General features: G+C 70.3%; 16 protein-coding genes. 10 read left to right on the top strand and 6 right to left on the bottom strand.

Annotated elements, in window-relative coordinates; genetic code table 11:
* Positions 1-9 precede the first annotated feature (9 nt).
* The 6 genes from purQ to ACOEQ2_RS04745 all read left to right on the top strand — a co-directional run bounded on the left by purQ (position 10) and on the right by ACOEQ2_RS04745 (position 6,248).
* Positions 10-693, top strand: a complete 684-nt coding sequence (gene purQ, locus ACOEQ2_RS04770) for a phosphoribosylformylglycinamidine synthase subunit PurQ (RefSeq protein ID WP_419730240.1) — start codon at positions 10-12, stop codon at positions 691-693.
* Positions 690-2,897: a phosphoribosylformylglycinamidine synthase subunit PurL gene (gene purL / locus ACOEQ2_RS04765; protein ID WP_419730239.1), complete on the top strand. Its 2,208-nt coding sequence runs from the start codon at positions 690-692 to the stop codon at positions 2,895-2,897. Before purQ ends, purL begins: the two co-directional genes overlap by 4 nt.
* Positions 2,898-2,924: 27 nt before the next feature.
* On the top strand, positions 2,925-3,155 hold the full coding sequence (locus ACOEQ2_RS04760) for a BolA family protein (RefSeq protein WP_419730238.1): 231 nt from the start codon (positions 2,925-2,927) through the stop codon (positions 3,153-3,155).
* Between the two features lie 34 nt (positions 3,156-3,189).
* The gene (gene grxD, locus ACOEQ2_RS04755) at positions 3,190-3,525 is read left to right on the top strand and encodes a Grx4 family monothiol glutaredoxin (RefSeq protein WP_419730237.1); all 336 of its coding nucleotides are present in this window, start codon (positions 3,190-3,192) and stop codon (positions 3,523-3,525) included.
* Between the two features lie 118 nt (positions 3,526-3,643).
* A complete protein-coding gene (locus ACOEQ2_RS04750) occupies positions 3,644-4,000 on the top strand; it encodes a hypothetical protein (RefSeq protein ID WP_419730236.1) in 357 nt (118 codons plus the stop codon).
* Positions 4,001-4,067: 67 nt separating this feature from the next.
* Complete coding sequence (locus tag ACOEQ2_RS04745; protein WP_419730235.1) at positions 4,068-6,248, top strand: xanthine dehydrogenase family protein molybdopterin-binding subunit; 2,181 nt, start codon at positions 4,068-4,070, stop codon at positions 6,246-6,248.
* Positions 6,249-6,253: 5 nt separating this feature from the next.
* Here the strand turns inward: ACOEQ2_RS04745 and ACOEQ2_RS04740 are convergent, their stop codons facing one another.
* The 3 genes from ACOEQ2_RS04740 to ACOEQ2_RS04730 are packed head-to-tail and all read right to left on the bottom strand — an operon-like array spanning position 6,254 to position 9,309.
* The gene (locus ACOEQ2_RS04740; RefSeq protein ID WP_419730234.1) at positions 6,254-7,480 is read right to left on the bottom strand and encodes a DUF1501 domain-containing protein; all 1,227 of its coding nucleotides are present in this window, start codon (positions 7,478-7,480) and stop codon (positions 6,254-6,256) included.
* Positions 7,481-7,482: 2 nt separating this feature from the next.
* Positions 7,483-8,832: a DUF1800 domain-containing protein gene (locus tag ACOEQ2_RS04735; protein ID WP_419730233.1), complete on the bottom strand. Its 1,350-nt coding sequence runs from the start codon at positions 8,830-8,832 to the stop codon at positions 7,483-7,485.
* A 45-nt stretch (positions 8,833-8,877) separates the two neighbouring features.
* On the bottom strand, positions 8,878-9,309 hold the full coding sequence (locus ACOEQ2_RS04730; protein WP_419730232.1) for a YraN family protein: 432 nt from the start codon (positions 9,307-9,309) through the stop codon (positions 8,878-8,880).
* A gap of 134 nt (positions 9,310-9,443) precedes the next feature.
* On the opposite strand from ACOEQ2_RS04730, the gene ACOEQ2_RS04725 reads away from it, so the two are divergent.
* Positions 9,444-10,877 (top strand): phospholipase D-like domain-containing protein, encoded by a 1,434-nt coding sequence (locus tag ACOEQ2_RS04725; protein ID WP_419730231.1) that lies wholly within the window; start codon positions 9,444-9,446, stop codon positions 10,875-10,877.
* Here ACOEQ2_RS04725 and ACOEQ2_RS04720 read toward each other — a convergent pair.
* Together ACOEQ2_RS04720 and ACOEQ2_RS04715 are read right to left on the bottom strand one after the other, a co-directional pair.
* Positions 10,868-11,599, bottom strand: coding sequence for an endonuclease/exonuclease/phosphatase family protein (locus tag ACOEQ2_RS04720; RefSeq protein WP_419730230.1), 732 nt, complete (start codon positions 11,597-11,599; stop codon positions 10,868-10,870). The genes ACOEQ2_RS04725 and ACOEQ2_RS04720 overlap by 10 nt on opposite strands.
* Positions 11,600-11,747: 148 nt before the next feature.
* Positions 11,748-12,821 carry an AI-2E family transporter gene (locus tag ACOEQ2_RS04715; protein ID WP_419731135.1) on the bottom strand — a complete coding sequence of 358 codons (1,074 nt, stop codon included), beginning with the start codon at positions 12,819-12,821 and terminating at the stop codon, positions 11,748-11,750.
* Between the two features lie 272 nt (positions 12,822-13,093).
* Here ACOEQ2_RS04715 and ACOEQ2_RS04710 point away from each other — a divergent pair, with 272 nt between their 5' ends.
* The 3 genes from ACOEQ2_RS04710 (at position 13,094) to metC (ending at position 16,178) form a co-directional block, all read left to right on the top strand.
* Positions 13,094-13,975: a helix-turn-helix domain-containing protein gene (locus ACOEQ2_RS04710; RefSeq protein ID WP_419730229.1), complete on the top strand. Its 882-nt coding sequence runs from the start codon at positions 13,094-13,096 to the stop codon at positions 13,973-13,975.
* A gap of 92 nt (positions 13,976-14,067) precedes the next feature.
* On the top strand, positions 14,068-14,952 hold the full coding sequence (locus ACOEQ2_RS04705) for a sulfurtransferase (RefSeq protein WP_419730228.1): 885 nt from the start codon (positions 14,068-14,070) through the stop codon (positions 14,950-14,952).
* Complete coding sequence (gene metC / locus ACOEQ2_RS04700; protein ID WP_419730227.1) at positions 14,949-16,178, top strand: cystathionine beta-lyase; 1,230 nt, start codon at positions 14,949-14,951, stop codon at positions 16,176-16,178. Before ACOEQ2_RS04705 ends, metC begins: the two co-directional genes overlap by 4 nt.
* 23 nt (positions 16,179-16,201) lie before the next feature.
* Here the strand turns inward: metC and ACOEQ2_RS04695 are convergent, their stop codons facing one another.
* The gene (locus tag ACOEQ2_RS04695) at positions 16,202-18,505 is read right to left on the bottom strand and encodes a DUF6600 domain-containing protein (protein ID WP_419730226.1); all 2,304 of its coding nucleotides are present in this window, start codon (positions 18,503-18,505) and stop codon (positions 16,202-16,204) included.
* Between the last annotated feature and the right edge of the window lie 95 nt (positions 18,506-18,600).

Below are 18,600 nucleotides of genomic sequence, written 5' to 3'. Positions count from 1 at the left end.
CCGTTTCTGATGAAGGCTGGCATCGTCGTCTTCCCGGGGACCAACCGGGAGCGTGACATGGCGATCGCGCTTGAAGGTGCCAGCGGCCACGCGCCGGTGATGCTCTGGCACCGCGACACCGAGCTGCCGGCGCTCGATCTGGTGGTGCTGCCGGGCGGCTTCAGCCACGGCGACTATCTCCGCTCCGGCGCCATGGCGGCACACTCGCCGATCATGACCGCGGTGCGCGCGTTTGCCGAGGCCGGCGGTCACGTGCTCGGCGTGTGCAACGGCTTCCAGATCCTGACCGAGGCGCAGATGCTTCCGGGCGCGCTGCTGCGGAATGCCGGCATGCGCTTCCTGTCCCACGACTGCCACCTGCGGGTGGAGCGCGACGACACCGCATTCACCCAGGGCTGGCGCACCGGCGACCTGTTCCGGGCGCCGCTCGCGCATGGCGACGGCAACTACGTGGCCGACGAGGACACGCTGGACCGGCTCGAAGGCGAGGGACGTGTGGCGTTCCGGTATGCGACCCCAGACGGCGCGCTGGTCAGCCCGAACGGCAGTGCCCGATCGATCGCCGGCGTGTTCAGCGAGAACATGCGAGTATGCGGGCTCATGCCGCATCCCGAGGACCTGGTCGATCCGCTGATGGGTGGCGTCGACGGCAAGGCGCTGTTTGCGGGCCTGGTGCGGGCGCTGGTCCATTGAGCGCCGCCGTGCGTATCGTCGATGCCGGCCTCGCCCGCGAATTCGGGCTGACCGCGGACGAGTATGGCCGGGTGCTGGCGATCATGGGCCGCACCCCCAGCCTGACTGAGCTCGGCATCTTCTCGGTGATGTGGTCCGAGCACTGCTCCTACAAATCGTCGCGGGTGTGGCTGAAAACGCTGCCGACCACGGCACCCTGGGTGATCCACGGGCCTGGCGAGAATGCCGGCGTGGTCGATATCGGCCAGGGGCTCGCCGCCATCTTCAAGATGGAGAGCCACAACCATCCGAGCTTCATCGAGCCGTTCCAGGGTGCGGCCACCGGCGTCGGCGGCATCCTGCGCGACGTGTTCACCATGGGTGCGCGGCCCGTCGCCAACCTGAACGCGCTGCGGTTCGGCAGCCCGGAGAACCCCAACACGCGACGTATCGTCGATGGCGTGGTGCGCGGCATCGGCGGCTACGGCAACTGCGTCGGCGTGCCCACGGTCGGTGGCGAGATCAACTTCCACCCGTCCTACGACGGCAACCCGCTGGTCAATGCGATGACCGTCGGCGTGGCGCGCCAGGACCGGATCTTCCTGTCGGCGGCGGCGGGCATCGGCAATCCGGTGATCTATGTCGGCAGCCGCACCGGCCGCGACGGCATCCACGGCGCCACCATGGCCTCGGCCGAGTTCGCCGAGGATGCGGAGTCCAAGCGCCCGACGGTGCAGGTCGGCGACCCGTTCGTCGAGAAGCTGCTGATCGAGGCGTGCCTGGAGCTGATGGCGACCGACGCGATCGTCGCGATCCAGGATATGGGGGCAGCCGGGCTGACCTCCTCGTCGGTCGAGATGGCCGGCAAGGGCGGCGTCGGTATCGATCTCGACCTGGACGACGTGCCACAGCGCGAGACCGGCATGTCCGCCTACGAGATGATGCTGTCCGAGAGCCAGGAGCGCATGCTGATCGTGATCCGGCCGGACCGGACCGAGGTGGCGCGCGCAATCTTCGACAAGTGGGAGCTGGATTTCGCGGTCATCGGCCACCTGACCGATACCGGCCGCATCGTCGTGCGCCACCAGGGCCGGATCGAGGCCGATATCGAGCTGGCGCCGCTGGCCGACGAGGCGCCGCTGTATCACCGCCCGACCGCGCCGAGCCCGGCTCCCGAGGCGCTCGGCCCGATCAGCGATCCGGTCGGCATCGAGGACGCGCTGATCCGGCTGATCGGCTGCCCGGATATCGCGTCGCGTGCCTGGGTCTGGGACCAGTACGACAGCACCGTCGGTGGCCAGACCGTGCGCCGTCCGGGTGGCGCCGATGCGGCCGTGGTGCAGGTCCCCGGCACCACGATCGGGCTGGCGCTGACCACGGACTGCACGCCGCGCTATGTCGCAGCCGATGCCAGGCTGGGCGGCGCGCAGGCGGTGGCGGAGGCCTGGCGCAACCTGACGGCGGTGGGGGCGCGGCCGCTCGCCGTCACCGACAACCTGAATTTCGGCAATCCCGAGAAGCCCGAGGTGATGGGCCAGTTCGCCGACGCCATCGCCGGGATGGGCGAGGCCTGCCGGGCGCTCGACTTCCCGGTCGTGAGCGGCAACGTGTCGCTCTACAACGAGACCCGCGCGCCGGACGGATCCACCATCGCGATCCTGCCGACGCCGGCGATCGGCGGCCTCGGCGTGCTCGAGAATGCCGCCCAGTCGATCGGGCTCGCGCTGCAGCCTGACCTCGACCTGGTGCTGCTGGGCCGCACCGACGGCGCGCTCGGGCAGTCGCTGTGGCTGCGCGAGATCCATGGCCGCGAGGCGGGTGCGCCGCCGCCGCTCGATCTCTCCGCCGAACGCCGCACCGGCGACTTCGTGCGGGTTCGGATCCTGTCGGGCGCCGTGGTCGCCTGCCACGACCTGTCGGACGGCGGGCTACTGGTGGGCGTGGCCGAGATGGCGATGGCCGGCGGTGTCGGCGTGGTGCTGGACGTGCCGGCCTCCGGGATGCCGCCCTGCGCCTACTGGTTCGGCGAGGACCAGGGTCGCTACCTGCTGGCGGTGACGCACGGCGCCGACCTGGTCGAGGCGGCCAGACGGGCCGGTATCGAAGCGCGCGTCCTGGGACGCACCGGCGGCGATGGTTTGACATTGCCGAGCGGGGCCACAATATCGCTGGCACGGCTTCGCGCGACCCACCAGGCCTTCTTCCCGGCGCTGATGGACCGCTAGAGACGCGTCGCCGCGGAGACACCAACCATGCCGATGGCCGCATCCGAGATCGAGACACTGATCCGCGCCTCGCTGCCGGACGCGCAGGTGACCATCGAGGACCTGGCCGGCGACGGTGACCATTATGCCTGCACAGTCGTGAGCGAGGCGTTCCGCGGCCGCTCGCGCGTGCAGCAGCACCAGCTGGTCTATGCCGCCCTCTCCGGCCACATGGGCGGCGCGCTGCACGCCCTGGCGATCCAGACCAACGCCCCCTGATCCGACCCGACCCACATTTGCAGGAGCCAAAGCCATGGCCGAGACCGTTTCCCAGCGCATCCAGAGCGAGATCGATGCCAACCCGGTGATGCTCTACATGAAGGGCAACGCGATGTTCCCGCAATGCGGGTTCTCGGCGCGGGTGGTGCAGATCCTGTCGCACCTGCAGGTGCCGTTCCAGACCGCCAACGTGCTCGAGGATCCCGAGCTGCGCGAAGGGGTGAAGGCGTTCTCCAACTGGCCAACGATCCCCCAGCTCTACGTGAAGGGCGAACTCGTCGGCGGCTGCGACATCGTCACCGAGATGTTCCAGTCCGGAGAGCTCGAGACGCTGCTCGTCGAGAAGGGCGTCCCGGTCAACGCGGCGTAACCTGCGGGACACGCTTTCCCTTCTGCATGCGGAACGGCACGGATGGTGCTTTACCCGGGAGTCCGGGATAGCGTATCGGTTACATCCAGGAACAGAGAATTGATCCTGGGGGTTGTCCGTGGCCATTCGTGCAGTTGTCGCCAGAAGCCTGTTCGCCTGTTTCCTGACGATCTCCGCCGGATCGGCTCTGGCTCCCGCCGCGATGGCGCAGCATGTCGTGACCGACAACGAGGCCGGCAAGCTGACCCTCGACGCCCTGACAGCAACGCCGGCGCCGGTCTATCGCCGGGTGGTTGCCTACCGCAGCGTTCGGAACGCATGGGCGCATCCGGCCTGGACCCGCGCCGCCTGGGCAGAGCCCGTGCGTGGGCGGTCGGTCCGGGCGATCCGGCTGGCCTCCTATTCGCGGGCCGTGCGCATGCCGGTCAGCGTTCCGACACACTACGCAACTGCGCATCACCGCCACCGGGCCTGAGCGATCGATCCACGCCGGCTCGGCCTCGGTCGGTGTCGGCGTTTGAAGGTGCGCGGCTAGGCGCATCGTGAGCCTCCGCGACGCGCCGCCGCTTCTCGAGTCGCCGCATCCGCGGGTCGATGGGCGGGTGAAGGTTACCGGGGCAGCCACCTTTCCCGGTGATACCCGGGTCGACGGCCTGGTCCATGCAGCGCTGCGGACCAGCCCGATCGCACGGGGCCGGATCACCCGCTTCGATACGTCCGCGGCAATGGCCGTGCCGGGCGTACTCGACGTGCTCAGCCATCGGAACGTCGCCGACGCGGTCGCCCCGATCGGTCACCTGATGCAGTCCGGCTGGACCAACAGCACCTTCCGCCCGCTGGCATCCGCTGACATCGCCTATGCCGGACAGATCGTGGCACTGGTTGTGGCCGAGAGCCGCGAGGCCGCCCGGCAAGGCGCGCTGGCACTCCGAATCGAGTACGAGGCCAGCCCGCATGTGGTGATGCTCGACGCGCGGGAGACCCAGGGTCAGCCGCTCTCGGCGCTCCGGGACGGCTTCGAGGATCGACACGCCTGCAGTGTCGAGACCGGGCTTGGTCAGGCCGCCTGTGTCATCGAGCAGAGCTACACGACGCCGATCCAGTTCCACAATGCGGTCGAGCTGGTGAGCTGCACCTGCATCTGGGACGGCAACCGGCTCACCGTGCATGAGCCGACCCGCTACGTCGGCGCCGTCCGCAACGGGCTCGCGGTCCAGCTCGGAATGGATCCATCCGACATCCGGGTGGTGTCGCGCTTCATCGGTGGCCATTTCGGCTCGAAGTTCGGGTTGTCGCAGCACACGGCCTTGGCGGCGATCGCGGCGCGTCGGGTCGGGCGGCCGCTGCGGCTGCTCACCACCAGGCCGGACAACTTCACCATCGCCACGCACCGGCCCGACAGCCGGCACCGCATCCGGCTCGGCGCCGATGCCGACGGCCGGCTGACGGCGCTGTCGCACACCGCAACGGCCTCCAGTTCACGCTTCGACGTGTTCGCGATGGAGGGCACCGACGTCACCACCGCACTCTACGCGTGCCCGAACATCGCCTCCGAGGAGCGGGTGGTGCGGGTGGATCGCAACACGCCGGGGCCGATGCGCGCACCGCCGGAGGTGCCGTACCTGTTCGCGCTGGAGAGTGCCGTCGACGAGCTGGCCCACGCGCTGCGCATCGATCCGGTCGAGCTGCGCCGCCGCAACGACACCCTGCGCGACCCGGTGACCGGCGATCCGTTCACCACCCGGCCGTTGATGCGCTGCTTCGATGCGGGGGCGGCGGCGTTCGGCTGGGTGGCTGGCCCGCGCATACCGGCCACCCGGCGGGATGGCGACTGGCTGGTCGGGCAGGGCTGTGCGTCGGCCGCGCGCCCGGCCAAGATCGGGCCGACGATGCTGCGCCTGGTGCTCACGGCCGACGACCATGTGCGGGTCGAGGCGGCACACCACGAGATCGGCAACGGCATCATGACCCTGCTCGCCATGCAGGCGGCCGATCGCCTGGACGTGCCGATCGACCAGGTGGAGGTGCTGCTCGGCGACACCGGCCTGCCGCCATCCGGGCTGTCGGGCGGCTCGTCCACCACCAGCACGATGGTCAACGCGCTCGACCAGGCGTGCGACCAGATGCAGGCGCGGCGGTCGGCACCTCGCGCTCCGGGCGCGGCGATCGACATCGAGGTCGGTTACATCCCGCCGGGGATGGACGAGACGGCGATCGACAGGCTGCAGCAGGGTCACTTCCAGCTGGCCACCCCACCCAAGGGCAAGCTCGCCTGGTCGTTCGGCGCGCATTTCGTCGAGCTGCGGGTGCATGCCGTCACCGGCGAGGTCCGGGTGTCGCGGCATGTCGGCGCGTTCGCCGCGGGCCGTGTGCTCAACCCGCTCACCGCCCGCAGCCAGCTGCTCGGAGGCATGATCTGGGGGCTCGGCTCGGCGCTGCTGGAGGCCGGCGAGGTCGACCCACAGACCGGCAGCCTGCTCAACGCCAACCTCGCCGACTACCTGGTGGCGGTGAACGCCGATTGCGGCGACATGACCGCGATCATGCTTGAGGACACGGATCCCGAGGCGAACCCGGCCGGGATCAAGGGGCTGGGCGAGCTCGGCGTCATCGGGGTGAATGCGGCGATCGCCAACGCGTTGTTCGACGCCACCGGGCACCGCTTCCGCGACCTGCCGATCCGGGTCGAACACGTGATGGCCGTCCTCCCCGCCCTGGCGTAGTCCCCTCAGGCGCGGAGCAGGCCGCCGACCGGCGAGATGTCGTGGCTGCCCGGAAAGATCCGCTCCAGCGCCGGGCCCGGGATGCCGAGATGTGCCGACAGCACGCCCTTGGCGAGGCCGCGCAGGTCGGTGGTGGGTGCCAGGTCGCGATTGTCCAGCAGCCGCGATTGGCCGAGCCCGGGCCAGGTGCCGCCGACGCGACCGCCCGCGACCGCACCGCCGGCCAGGAACGCGACCGTGCCGGTGCCGTGATCGGTACCGCCGGTGCCGTTGATCCGGACGGTGCGGCCGAACTCGGTCATCACCAGCACGACGGTGTCACGCCAGGCCGGGCCCAGACCGTCGCGCAACGCCATCAGCCCCGCATCGAGCTGCGCCAGCGGTTGTTGCAGCCGCTGCTTCTGACCGGCGTGGGTGTCCCAGCCGCCGATCTCGAGGGCGGCGATCCGCGGGCCATGCTCGGCGGCCAGCAGATGCCCGGCGGTATCGGCCAGCACCGGGAATGCGCCGGCGCTCTTGTCGGGAGCCGAAGTGCCGAGCGTGCTGGCGGTGAAGCCACGGTCGGATAGCGCCTGCGCGATCGCCGGACCGGTCAGGTGGTCGGGTGCGTTCAGTGCGGCAATCCGCGCATAGAGGTCGGGTGAGGGGGCCTGCCCGACCTCGGGCGAGTAGGCGCCGATCCGCGTGGGGCCACGCAGGAGCAACGGCATCGAGAGCCCGACTGCCAGGCCCTCGCCTTCGGGTGCCGCCGGATCCGACGGCAGCGCTCCGACCGCGCGGTTCAGCCAGCCGCTGGTCAGGCGCTGGTCGGCGCCGCTCTCCAGATAGTCCTGCGCCTCGAAATGGCTGCGGCTGCGATAGCCGCCGGCGACCGCATGCACCGGCAGCAGTTCGCCCGCCGCGTAGAGCCGGTGCATCCCGCCGAGCGACGGGTGCAGGCCGTAGAACCCGCCGAGATCCAGCAGGCCGTTTGGCTGGCCGGGCGGCGGTGGCAGCAAGGGTGCGCGCCAGCCGGCCAGATCGCGGTCGCCGTAGGGCACGACTGCGGACATGCCGTCGAGTGCCCCGCGCAGGATCACCACGACGAAGCGGCGATCGCGGAGCGGACTGGCGGCCACGGGAGCCGCGGCCAGGGCGAGGGAGGCGGGGCCCAGGCTCCAGGCGGCGGTGAGCCCGAGCAGGGCGGCCCGCCTGGTCAGCGTCCGGGTAAGGAGGGCGGCGGGGATCGACATCGTCAGCGCCTCTGGAACTCGGGGGAGGAGAGCAGCAGCGTCAGGGCGTCGCGTCGGTCGCCGGCGCCACCGATCTGCGCCACGGTCTGCGGCCGCAGCATCGGGCCGAGGCTGGCGTGCGCGATCTGCATCGGCTCGACGCCGTTGGCGCGTCCGCTGATCCGGTAGCTCCAGTCGATACGCGCCAGCATGGCTTCCGGAGCCGCCCAGTCGGCAGCGCGGTCGGGCCAGCCGTTCGGCAGCGGCGCCTCCCAGACCGGCTGGCCCAGCGCCCGCAGCATCCCGGCGATCTTCTCGCCAGGTACCTCGGGCTCGGCCGCGGGCGGCAGATCGAGCGCCCGCAACCCCGCCACCACGTAGTCGAGCGGGGTGCGGAACTTTGTCGCCGGGTCCCAGGCAGCCGGCAGCCTGGTCAGCGCCAGCGACGTGGCGGCGAGATCCCCGCGAGTATCCTGCAGCACCGCGGTGAGGGCCCCGACATCGCTCGGGGTCGGCTGGTCGGCGATGAAATGCACGGCGAGCTTCTGCGCCAGATGGCGGTAGGTGGCCGGATGGCTCGCCAGCATGTCCAGCGCCAGCACGCCACCGGCCTCGCCTTCCGGGAAGCTGCGCCCCATCAACAGCTTGTCGCCGGGCTGGTGGGCGCGTTGGCGGAACACGAAGCCGGGTTGGGCGGCGTCCTGATCGATCGACCAGCCGGTCAGGATCGCGGCGAAGGCGGTGACGTCGGCCTGGCTGTACCCCGCCGCCGGGCTGATGGTGTGCAGCTCCAGGCATTCGCGGGCCAGGTTCTCGTTGAGGCCGCGCCTTGCGTGCTTGTCGTTCGGCTGGCCGGCGGGGCTGTCCGGGCCGACCGATCCGGCATTGTCGAGATAGAGCAGCATCGCCGGATGCCGCATCACGGCCAGCAGCATGTCGCCGAAATGGCCGGTGACGTGCGGGCGGATCGCCTCGCGCACGAACGCGCCGGCGATCGGCCGGACACCGCCCTGGCGGATGCTGACGGTGAAATGGTTGGCCCAGAACCAGACCAGCCGCTCGCGGAACGGCGCCTGCGCGTTCAGCAGCACCGCGAGCTGGGCTGCGGCATCGGCGCGATAGAGCGGCTCGACCAGTGATCCGCCCGGTGGCGGTTTGAGGCGACGCTGCTCGCGCAGCATGATCAGTCCGTCCGCCGTGGTCGGCAGGCTGTCCGGGAACTGCACCGGGTCAGGCCCGGCAAGCTGGGCTGCAAGCCAGCGATGCGGATCCGTGGGCAGCGCCTCGCCCGGCCGGGGGCCGAGGCCGAAGCGGATCAGGGCCTGGGCTGAGGCGATGTCCATGCCCCGCTTATGCGCCGGCTGCGTGCTCATCGTGCATTCCGTCGCGTGAAGAAGCGTCTCGCCGGGGCTGGTGCGTCAGTCCTGCTGTTCCTGGCGGAAGGCATCGGCAATCCGACGGACGGCGCCGGCTTCATTCACCAGCAGCACGTCGAAGCGGATGCCGTCATGCACCCAGTCCGGATGCTGGCCCTGCAGGATCGCCGCCGCGGTGAGCAGCCTGGCTTGCTGCCGCAGTGACAAGGCGGCAGCCGCCTCGGCCAGCCTGGGCCGCGCCTTCACCTCGATGAAGGCAAGCAGGGACGGTGCGTGCGGTGGGCGATGCTCGGCGACGATGTCGATCTCCCCGGCGGCAGTCCGGGCGCGCCTGAGCAGGATGGTCCAGCCGTCGCGAGCCAGCGCCGCGCACGCCGCAGCCTCGGCACGCATGCCGGCGTTCCAGGCCAGGCTGCCGCGACGCCTGCGCCGGACACGTCCCACCGCCTCCGCATCGGGGCGAGGGCTGGTCAAAGCCGATGCGGGCCCGCATCGTGTCGCGGTCGTAAGGTCGCCCCTCGGTGCTCCTGTCATCGCGACGCCGTTCTCCTTGAGCTCGCCGGGGACCAGACCTTGCGCTGTCTTCCTTACCAATTGCCTAACGCAGCATGACCCACGACACCTGGGTGATCGTCGAGCAGCTGCTGGTGCCGTTCCGGCTGGTGCTGTCCGTGCTGGTGACGCTGCATGTGCTGCGGACCAAGCGCGACATCGGCTCGGCGATCGGCTGGATCGGCCTGTCCTGGCTGGTGCCGCTGACCGGCACGGCGCTCTACGTCATGTTCGGCGTCAACCGGGTCAGGCGGCTGGCGCGACGGCTCAGCCGGCGTCGGCAATGGGCGAGCCGGCACGGTGTGTCGACCGGCAAGCGGCTGCCGGAGGGCGAGTATGCGCTACTGGCCGAGGCGGTCGGGCGGCTGACCGGGCGGCCGCTGCTCGGCGGCAACACGCTGCGCCGGTTCCAGGACGGCGACAGCGCCTACCCGGTGATGCTCGAGGCGATCGAGCAGGCGCAGAGCACCATCCTGCTGTGCTCGTACCTGTTCCACGACGACAAGGTCGGCAGCCGCTTCGTCGACGCACTGGTCGCGGCGCAGAAGCGCGGCGTTCAGGCGCGGGTGATCGTCGACGGCGTCGGCAGCGGGTATCTGCGGTGCCGCGCCGCCGAGCGCCTGCGCCGCGGGGGAGTGCCGACGGCGCGGTTCATGCACTCGCTGCTGCCCTGGCGCATGCCGTTCATCAACCTGCGCACCCACAAGAAGATCCTGGTGGTGGATGGCCGGCTCGGCTTCACCGGCGGCATGAACATCGCGGTCGAGAACATGATGCGGTTCCGGCCCAAGCACCCGGTCTCGGACACCCATTTCGAGCTGCGCGGCCCGATCGTGCACCAGCTGAGCGAGGCCTTCGCCCGGGACTGGTCGTTCAGCACCCACCAGGAGATCGACCAGCCGGAGTTCTTTCCCGAGCAGCAGGAGGTGGCGGACGCGCCCGGAGGTGGCTCGCTGATGCGGGTGGTGACGTCGGGGCCGGACCTGGATGTCGAGAAGATCGAGTTCGCGATGATGCAGGCGGTCGCCATGGCCCGCCGCTCGGTGCGCATCATGACGCCGTACTTCCTGCCCGACGAGCGGCTGCTGACAGTGCTGGCGATGGCGGCGATGCGCGGCATCGAGATCGACATCGTCATGCCGCAGGAGAGCAACCAGAAGCCGGTCGACTGGGCGCGCAACGCCAATAACGGGCCGCTGCTCGATGCCGGTGTCAGGCTGTGGCTGGCCCGGCCGCCGTTCAATCACTCCAAGCTGATGACCATGGACGAGAGCTGGTCGCTGATCGGCAGCTCCAACCTCGACGTGCGCAGCCTGCGGCTGAACTTCGAGCTCAACGTCGAGGTCTATGACGCCGCTGCCACCGCCGCGATCGACGCCTTCATCTGCGAGCACCGGCACATCCGGCTGACCCACCACGACCTCGACAAGCGCGGCTTCCTCATCCGGCTGCGTGATTCCGGTGCGCGCCTGATGCTGCCCTATCTCTGAACGCCGAACAGGCCCGGCCATCGCGGCGGCATCGCCGGGAGCTTGCGCAGCACGACGCGGATCGGGTGGTGGTCGGACGGCCGACGCGGCAGCACCCGGGTCTCGACACATTCCAGCCCACGCGCCAGGCAGCGGTCCAGCCGGATCGGCACGAGGTCGCCCATGCGGTGGGTCGGAGCGCGTGGGCCGATATCGCGGAAGCCGGGCAGCAGCGCCGGCCCGACTAGGTTGAAGTCGCCGAGCACGGCACCGCGCGCCGGGAGGAAGGTGGCGATCCGCCGGAGCTGTCGCCGGTTCAGCACCTGGCCGTGCGACAGATGCACGTTGGCCACCGAGAACGTGCCCATGTCGATGATCTGGCAGACCCGTCGGATCAGCGTGCCCGGCTGCAGCGGATGCACCTGCGGCACCGACAGGAACGGCGTCGGGCTCCAGCAGGCAACCCCGTGGATCCGGCCCGGCAGAGGCGAGCGCGCATAGTAGCCGCCGATGCGATCGGCCAGGCGATCAATGTCGGAGGTCGCCTCCTGCATCAGCATCAGGTCGGGGCGCTCGTCGTGGATCAGCCGGATCACGTCGTCCAGGGTCGCGCCGACCAGCCGCAGCAGGTTCCAGCTGATGATGACGGTCCGGTCCGCTATGCGCTGGTGCTCGACAGGAAGGTGACGGGGTCGCGGCTGCCGGTCCATCCGTATCTCTTCTGCGGTGGCGGCGTCGCTCATCCGATCACCCAAGCGCGCGCGCGGCCGGATCGTTCCACGGCCACGGCCACGGCCACGGCCACCGTCGCTGAGCCCGCCCACGCGAGCATCATTCGATCGGCCGTGCCTGTCGTCGCTCGGACAAGGATGCTCGCCAATCAGACAGCCTCTAGGCGTGCGGCTCGATGCCGGCGATCGGGTAGGTGGGCGGCGTGGTCAGCGTGTCACCGCTGGCGGCGAACTCGACGGCGAGGGTGTAGCCGAGCCCGAGCAGCACCGGCCCCAGGAAGATGCCGAGGCCGCCGAAACCGAGCACGCCGCCGAGCACCCCCAGCACGGTCAGCAGATACGGCAGCTGCGCACCCCGGGCGATGAACACCGGACGGATGACGTGGTCGGCACCGGAGATCGCCAGCACGCCGTAGAGGGCGAGAAAGATGCCCCAGCCGAGATGGTGCGACAGCGCGAGCCAGAGTGCGGCCGGCACCCAGACCAGCGGTGCCCCGATCGGCAGCACGGCCACGAAGGCGGCGATGCCTCCGAACAGCACCGGGCTCGGCACGCCCGCGATGTAGAAGCCGATGCCGGTCAGGATCCCCTGCACGATCGCGGTGCCGAGGATCCCGTACACCGTCCCGCGGACGGTGTTGCCGGCGACGCTCAACAGCCGGTTGGCGTACGAGCCGGCGATGCGGCGGATGATCGCGGTCAGGGTGCCGCCGAGCGCATCCCCGTTCACCCAGAAGAAGAAGCCGATGAACAGTGCCAGCACCAGCTGCAACAGACCGCCGGCGAGCTGCACAAGCACAGCCAGCACGCGGCCGACGATGGTGCCGATATAGGGCTGCACGGTGGCGCCGACCTGGTTGAGGTCGTCCGACCAGCGCTGCAGCGTCTCGGTCAGCTGGTGCCCGACGAACGGCACCCGTGCCACCCAGTGCGGCGGTTCGGGCAGGCCGAGCGCCACCAGGCCGGTCGCTGCGTGCAGCAGTCCCGGTGCGTCGGCCACGCCCGCGGATGCGACCAGTCCGATCGGCAGCACCACGAGCAAGGCGGTGACGATCATCATCAGGATGGCAGCCGGGAACCGGCCGATCTGCGAACGCAGCCGCGAATAGACCGGCCAGGTGGTGAACACCAGGATCGCCGCCCACAGGATCGCCGAGAAGAACGGGTACAGTACGACCACGCAGCCGGTCGCGACCCCGCCCAGCAGCAGCCCCATCATGATCCGCTCGGCCATCATCGGCTGCCCGGTCCTACCCCGGCCCGTCTGATTTCGTGTTCATGGCGAGCAGCCTGTCACGAAGCTCGTATTGCGCAAAGCCGCCGCACCGGGTGAGGCGGAGGCTCGATTGTGCTGCTGACGTCACACTCACCCCCGAGACTCGATCACCGTATCGGTAGGTGATCATTCCGTTATAGCTCTGCGAGCGGGTTGCTGTTAGCGTCACTTTACCGTTAATCCGACGGGGTCGAACGCCGTTGCTCAACGAGTGAAGACCAGGGTGCATCATGCGCGTTAATGAAATCGGTCAACAGCTGCGTGCCTACCGTCTCGAATCCGGAATGCGTGCGGAGGAAATCGCGGCCCGCCTCGGCGTGTCGCGCGCGGCTCTTTATCGATACGAGAAGGGCGAGGTCATCAAGCTCGACACGGTCCAGCGCCTGGCCGAGCTGCTCAAGATCTCGCCGCTCTCGTTGCTGGGCATCGGCGTCGAGTACTACAGCCGCACCGTCGGCTTCTTCGAGCGGCTGCGGCAGATCGAGGAAGGCGCCGACCAGATCCTGCAGGTGGGCGATCCGCTCTGCTACCTGGTCACCTCCGATGCCTACGATTCGGTGCTGACGCAGTGCCTGTTCGAGCTCGCCGACGAGGCTGGCGAGGAAGCGGTGAGCATGCGCAGCCTGGCCGAGCAGGTGCTGGGCATCCTGTCGCTGCGCAAGCGGGCCTACCAGGCGCGGCGGCCCGGCATCATCGCGATCCTGCCCGAGCATGCGCTGCAACGTCTGCTGCAGGACGGCATCGCCTCCGGGCTGCCGCTGAACGAGGAGCTGCGGACGCGCTGCCGGCAGGTTGCCGCGGCCGAGGTCGAGGCGATCGCGACGCTGCTCGAGACCGAGCCGATGGGGTTGCAGTTCAGCCTGCTGTCCGGCGCCGACACCACCACCAGTTGCGTGCTGCTGCGCCAGCGTGATCGCGCGACCCTGGCGATCAACCCGTTCCGCAGCGATGCTTCGGCGAGCGTGTCGACCGGCGTGGCGCTGGTCACCGGCGCGCCCGAGGCGGTCTCCACCCATCAGCGCGCCTGCGAGGCGATCTGGCGCGACTCGATCAAGGGGGCGACCGCTGCAAGACGCGTGCGCGCGCTGCTTGCGGAGTACCGCATCCAGTGATCTAGACGTCGCCGGCCGCAAGGCTGGCGACGCCTCCTCCGGAGCGCCCGGACGCCAGGCAGGCGGCCGCGGACCGGAGAGAATCCACGACCATGAGTCCATTGCTGTCGCCGACCGAACTCACCCACCTGCTCGACCGGCAGCGTCCGATCCTGCTGGACGCGACGACCAAGCTTCCCGGCGAGCAGTTCGATCCGGCGGCGCGCTTCATCGAGGCCCATCTGCCAGGTGCCCGGCGCTTCGACATCGAGGCGTTCTCCGATCCCGACAGCAGCCTGCCGCACATGGTGCCGAGCCAGGGCCGGTTTGCGCGGCTGATCTCGGAGCTCGGGGTAAGCAACGACAGCGACGTGGTGTTCTACGACCAGACCGGGATTGTTTCGGCGGCCCGCGGCTGGTGGCTGCTCGGCCTGTTCGGGCATGATCGCGTGCGTGTGCTGGACGGCGGGCTGCCGGCCTGGACGGCGCTCGGCTATCCGCTCGAGCAGGGCATGCCGGCGCCGGTGGAGCCCGGCAGGTTCATCCCCGCGCTGCGCACCGATCGGCTGGTCGGGCTCGGCGAGATGATGGCGTTGTCGCAATCGGCCGTGTCCGGACCGGCCGGTCCGCGCCTGCTCGACGCTCGGAGCCGAGGTCGTTTCGAGGCGACCGTCCCGGAGCCCCGCGCCGGTCTGCCCGGCGGTCATATTCCGGGCGCGGTCAGCCTGCCGTTCACCGAGCTGCTGCTGGACGGGACGCGGTTCCGCACGCCGGACGAGCTCGCGGCGATCTTCGGCCGGGTCGGCGTGGGGCCGGCCGACCGCGTCGTCACGAGCTGCGGCTCGGGGCTGACCGCTGCGGTGCTGTCGCTCGGTCTCGCCGTGTCCGGGCTGCCGGCGGGCGCGTTGTATGACGGGTCCTGGACCGAATGGGCGCAGGCACCCGGGCTGGAACGCTGGTCCGGCCCGGCGACGACACGACACGGAGCGGCGTCATGAGCCAGGACGATTTCTCCCACGATGCCGGCCGCGGCTGGGCCGGGCTGACCGATCGGCTGGTCCGGCTGGCGCGGCCCAACGGCACCGAGCCCGGCTTCGTCAACCCGCCGGTCTCGCGGGGATCGACGGTGCTCTACGAGAGCATGGACGCGATGCGCGCGCGGTCCGGCCGCCGCTACGACCATGAGCTGATCTACGGCGCAATGGGCGGCCCGACCCAGGCACTGCTCGAGGAGGCGATCGCCGCGATCGAAGGCGGGCGCCACACGCAGGTGGTATCGTCCGGGCTCGCCGCCTGCACGACGCCGTTGCTGGCGTTCCTCGGTGCCGGTGGCCACTGCCTGATGCCCGACAGCGTCTATGGCCCGACGCGCCGCTTCTGCGACAGCATGCTGCGGCGGCTCGGCGTCGAAACCACCTACTACGACCCGATGATCGACGAGGCCGGCCTGCACGCGCTGATGCGGCCGACGACCCAGGTGGTGTTCGCCGAAAGCCCGGGCAGCCACAGCTTCGAGGTGCAGGACGTGGCGATGCTGGGGCGGGTCGCGCACGAGCACGGCGCCAAGCTGATGCTCGACAACACCTGGGGCATCCACATCTTCCAGCCGTTCGAGCACGGCGTCGACGTCTCGATCCAGGCGCTGACCAAGTATCCTTCGGGCCATGCCGATGCGGTGCTGGGCGCGATCACCGTGGTCGATCAGGCCGACTGGGTCGTGCTGCGCGATTCCGTGGTACAGCTCGGCCAGTATGCCGGACCGGACGAATGCTGGCTGACCCTGCGGGGCCTCCGCACGATGGGTGTGCGGCTGGAACGGCAATCACGCTCGGCGATGGCGGTCGCGCTGTGGCTGCAGGACCGGCCGGAGGTGGCGCGGGTGCTGCATCCGGCACTGCCGGGCAGCCCCGGTCACGAATTCTGGAAGCGCGACTTCAGCGGCGCCAGCAGCCTGTTCGGGGTGGTGTTCCAGCGCGAGTTCACCGCGGCTGCGGTCGAGGACATGGTCGCCGCACTCGGGGTGTTCGGGCTCGGCGCCTCCTGGGGCGGCTATGAAAGCCTGGCGCTGCCGACCACGGGGATCGTGAGCCGGACGGCGGTGGTATCGCCACATCCCGAGCCGGCTGGTCCGGCGCTGCGGCTGCATGTCGGTCTCGAATCCCCCGAGGAGCTGATCGCCGATCTCGCCGGCGGGCTCGAGGTGTTGCGCGCCGCCTCGATCTGAGACGACGCGCATCGCCCTGGCGGTCAGTGCGGACGGTCGTCCTTGTGCGGCTGCGGACCGGGGTGTGGCGCGGGTGCCGGGGCGGGGTGCGGGGCAGCGGCCGGGCGTGGAGCGGGATGCGGTTCCGCCGGCCGGGGTGCCGGCCGCGCTGGCTCCGGACGCGGCGCCTCATGCACCGGCTGCGCGCGGGGGGCCGGGGGGGCGGCTCGCGGAGCCTCCTGACGCGGCGCCTGCTGATGTGGCGTGCCAGCGTGCGGAGCAACCTCGTGCTGCGCCTCAGGGCGCGACGGGGCTGGGTGCGGTGCTTCCTGATGCGGACTGTCGCGACCGGAACCCGGCTGGGCATGCGCCTGCTCTGGCGGTCGCGCTCCGGTATTCCCCGGCGCCGGATGGCCAGGCTCCGGGTGACCAGGCTCCGGGTGACCAGGCTCCGGGTGGCCAGGAGCGCCCTGCGGTTCCGGTGGCCGCGCACCTGGAGGCGTGCTCGCTGCTGCGGCAGGACCCGGACGGCCGGCTTCCGGATGCGGCTCGCCGGCCGGCGCACCGGCGGGACGGGTTTCTCCCGGATGGCTGCCGGGAACGCCGGCCGGGACGGCGCCTGGCGCACGCAAGGCGGGAAGTCCCGGCCGGGCTCCGGGTGCCTCGGCCGCCTGCGCCGGATGCCCGGCATCGCGCGCCGCCACCGGAGCAGCCCCTGCTGGTGCACCGGGTGGAGCACCAGCAGGATGGGCCTCGGCAGGAGCTGCACCGCCGCGGAACGGCGCGCGGTTGGCCGGCAAAGCGTGCGGCTGGAAGAGCGCCTGGTTGATCGCCGGGCCGGGCGCCGCAGTGCGCGGTGTGGCCCCCGCCGGCAGTCCGAGCCGCTGCGCCACCGCCGGTGTCACGCCGCGCGTCTCGGCTGCCGGTCGGACCGGGAAGGCGCCCCGCACCGGCTGGAACTCCGGTGCCGCGTGTCCTGCCTGCGCCGAACCCGGGCGTCCGCCACCGGCCTGGCCGAGCGCCTCGGGACCGGTGCGGGCGACGCGGCCGACCGGCTCCGAACGCGCCATCGCGGCCGCCGGGATGACCGTCAGCGCCGAGCGGTTGGCGTAGTTGTTGATGACGGTGGTGTTGTTGACCCTTCGGTTGTCGATCCGGGTGTTGTCGATGCGGCCGTTATTCACCTGCCGCAGGTAGGCCTGGTTGGCGTTGAAGGTCGGCCGGTAAGCCTCGCCCGGACCGAGCGGGATCCAGCCGATATCGCCGCCACCGCCACGATCGCCGCGATCGCCGCGATCGTGGCCGAAGCCACCGGCCAGCAGCCCGCCTACAGCTGCACCGACTGCCCCGGCGACCACGAAATCGACCAGCGCCGGAGCGTAGGTCGGCTGCTCATAGACGCCCCTCTGGTCCTGCTGCTCTCCCGGCACCCAGCCCCAGCGCCCGTTGAATTGTGACCAGCGACCGTAATGGAACGGCGCGAATCCCCAAGGCTCGTTATCGACCCAGGTCCATCCCCAGGGCTCGACATAGGACCAGCTGCCTTCGCGGTAGGGCGCCCAACCGCTCTGCACCTGCGGATACCAGACCTGGCCGTATTGCGGGTTGGGTTGCCAATTCCCGTACTGCGCGAGCGATTCGCCGCCGGTCATGTAGCGCACGGCTGCGGGTCCGACCTGGCGCGGCGCCGGCTGACGCATCCTGGACGCCAGGAAGTCATCGCGCACCAGCGGGCCGACGGATCCCTGCAAGGTGTCGCTGCCGGTGATCAAAGCGGTCTGGTTGGGGCCGACCGCAAGGGAGAAGCTGCCGCTGACGATGCGCGCCGAGCCGCTGATCACGCTGATGCTGGTCGGAGAAGCGCTGTCGCCGGCGATGATGCCGTACTGGCCGGCACCGCCCAGCTGCACCCCGCCGCGTGGCGTGGTGATGGTGTAGCTGTCGCCGGAGGGCACGTCGCGCAGGTCGAGGAACAGCTCGCCTTGCGGCTCGGTGGCAATGAACTGGTGGTTGTCGAGGGTTGCCAGGTCGAGCTCCGTCGAGGCGCTCAACGCGATCTGGTTATCGGCGATCTGGATCGCGGCGCTGGCCTGCGGCTGGGTCCAGACTGCGTCGCCGCTGGTCAACGGCACGTTCAGAACAGCGTCAGCCCAGTCGGTCGCACCTGCGCCATGGGTCGAGACGCTGCCGGTGATCTGCGCCAGTCGCCCGACACGCCAGGGTGGGTCGACCGCATCCTGGGCAGTGGCGGGAAATGTGAGCCCGCTGCTAGAGGCGGCCAGGCTGGTTGCGGCAAGCAACCTGGCCAGGGTGCCGGAAAACGAGAGCGATCGGCGGGCGATGGACATTGGCATGATGCGCCCGGCAGGCGCCTCCAGAGTGGGACCTTATCCGGGCGCAGTGTCGGGTCGAGAATCGGTCGATTGGTTGGCCGGATTGTGGC

This window comes from Lichenicola sp. (assembly GCF_965198575.1).
In the GTDB taxonomy this organism is placed as follows: Bacteria; Pseudomonadota; Alphaproteobacteria; order Acetobacterales; family Acetobacteraceae; genus Lichenicola.
The sequence above is the reverse complement of the archived record's forward strand: the minus strand, read 5'-3'. Positions and strand labels throughout refer to the sequence as shown.

Coding starts and splice junctions, on each gene's coding strand:
- ACOEQ2_RS04720 (WP_419730230.1), bottom strand. CDS start 11,599: ATGAGCGACGCCGCCACCGCAGAAGAGATACGGATGGACCGGCAGCCG.
- ACOEQ2_RS04715 (WP_419731135.1), bottom strand. CDS start 12,821: ATGGCCGAGCGGATCATGATGGGGCTGCTGCTGGGCGGGGTCGCGACC.
- purQ (WP_419730240.1), top strand. CDS start 10: ATGAAGGCTGGCATCGTCGTCTTCCCGGGGACCAACCGGGAGCGTGAC.
- ACOEQ2_RS04710 (WP_419730229.1), top strand. CDS start 13,094: ATGCGCGTTAATGAAATCGGTCAACAGCTGCGTGCCTACCGTCTCGAA.
- grxD (WP_419730237.1), top strand. CDS start 3,190: ATGGCCGAGACCGTTTCCCAGCGCATCCAGAGCGAGATCGATGCCAAC.
- ACOEQ2_RS04740 (WP_419730234.1), bottom strand. CDS start 7,480: ATGTCGATCCCCGCCGCCCTCCTTACCCGGACGCTGACCAGGCGGGCC.
- ACOEQ2_RS04695 (WP_419730226.1), bottom strand. CDS start 18,505: ATGTCCATCGCCCGCCGATCGCTCTCGTTTTCCGGCACCCTGGCCAGG.
- ACOEQ2_RS04705 (WP_419730228.1), top strand. CDS start 14,068: ATGAGTCCATTGCTGTCGCCGACCGAACTCACCCACCTGCTCGACCGG.
- ACOEQ2_RS04725 (WP_419730231.1), top strand. CDS start 9,444: ATGACCCACGACACCTGGGTGATCGTCGAGCAGCTGCTGGTGCCGTTC.
- ACOEQ2_RS04735 (WP_419730233.1), bottom strand. CDS start 8,832: ATGAGCACGCAGCCGGCGCATAAGCGGGGCATGGACATCGCCTCAGCC.
- metC (WP_419730227.1), top strand. CDS start 14,949: ATGAGCCAGGACGATTTCTCCCACGATGCCGGCCGCGGCTGGGCCGGG.
- ACOEQ2_RS04760 (WP_419730238.1), top strand. CDS start 2,925: ATGCCGATGGCCGCATCCGAGATCGAGACACTGATCCGCGCCTCGCTG.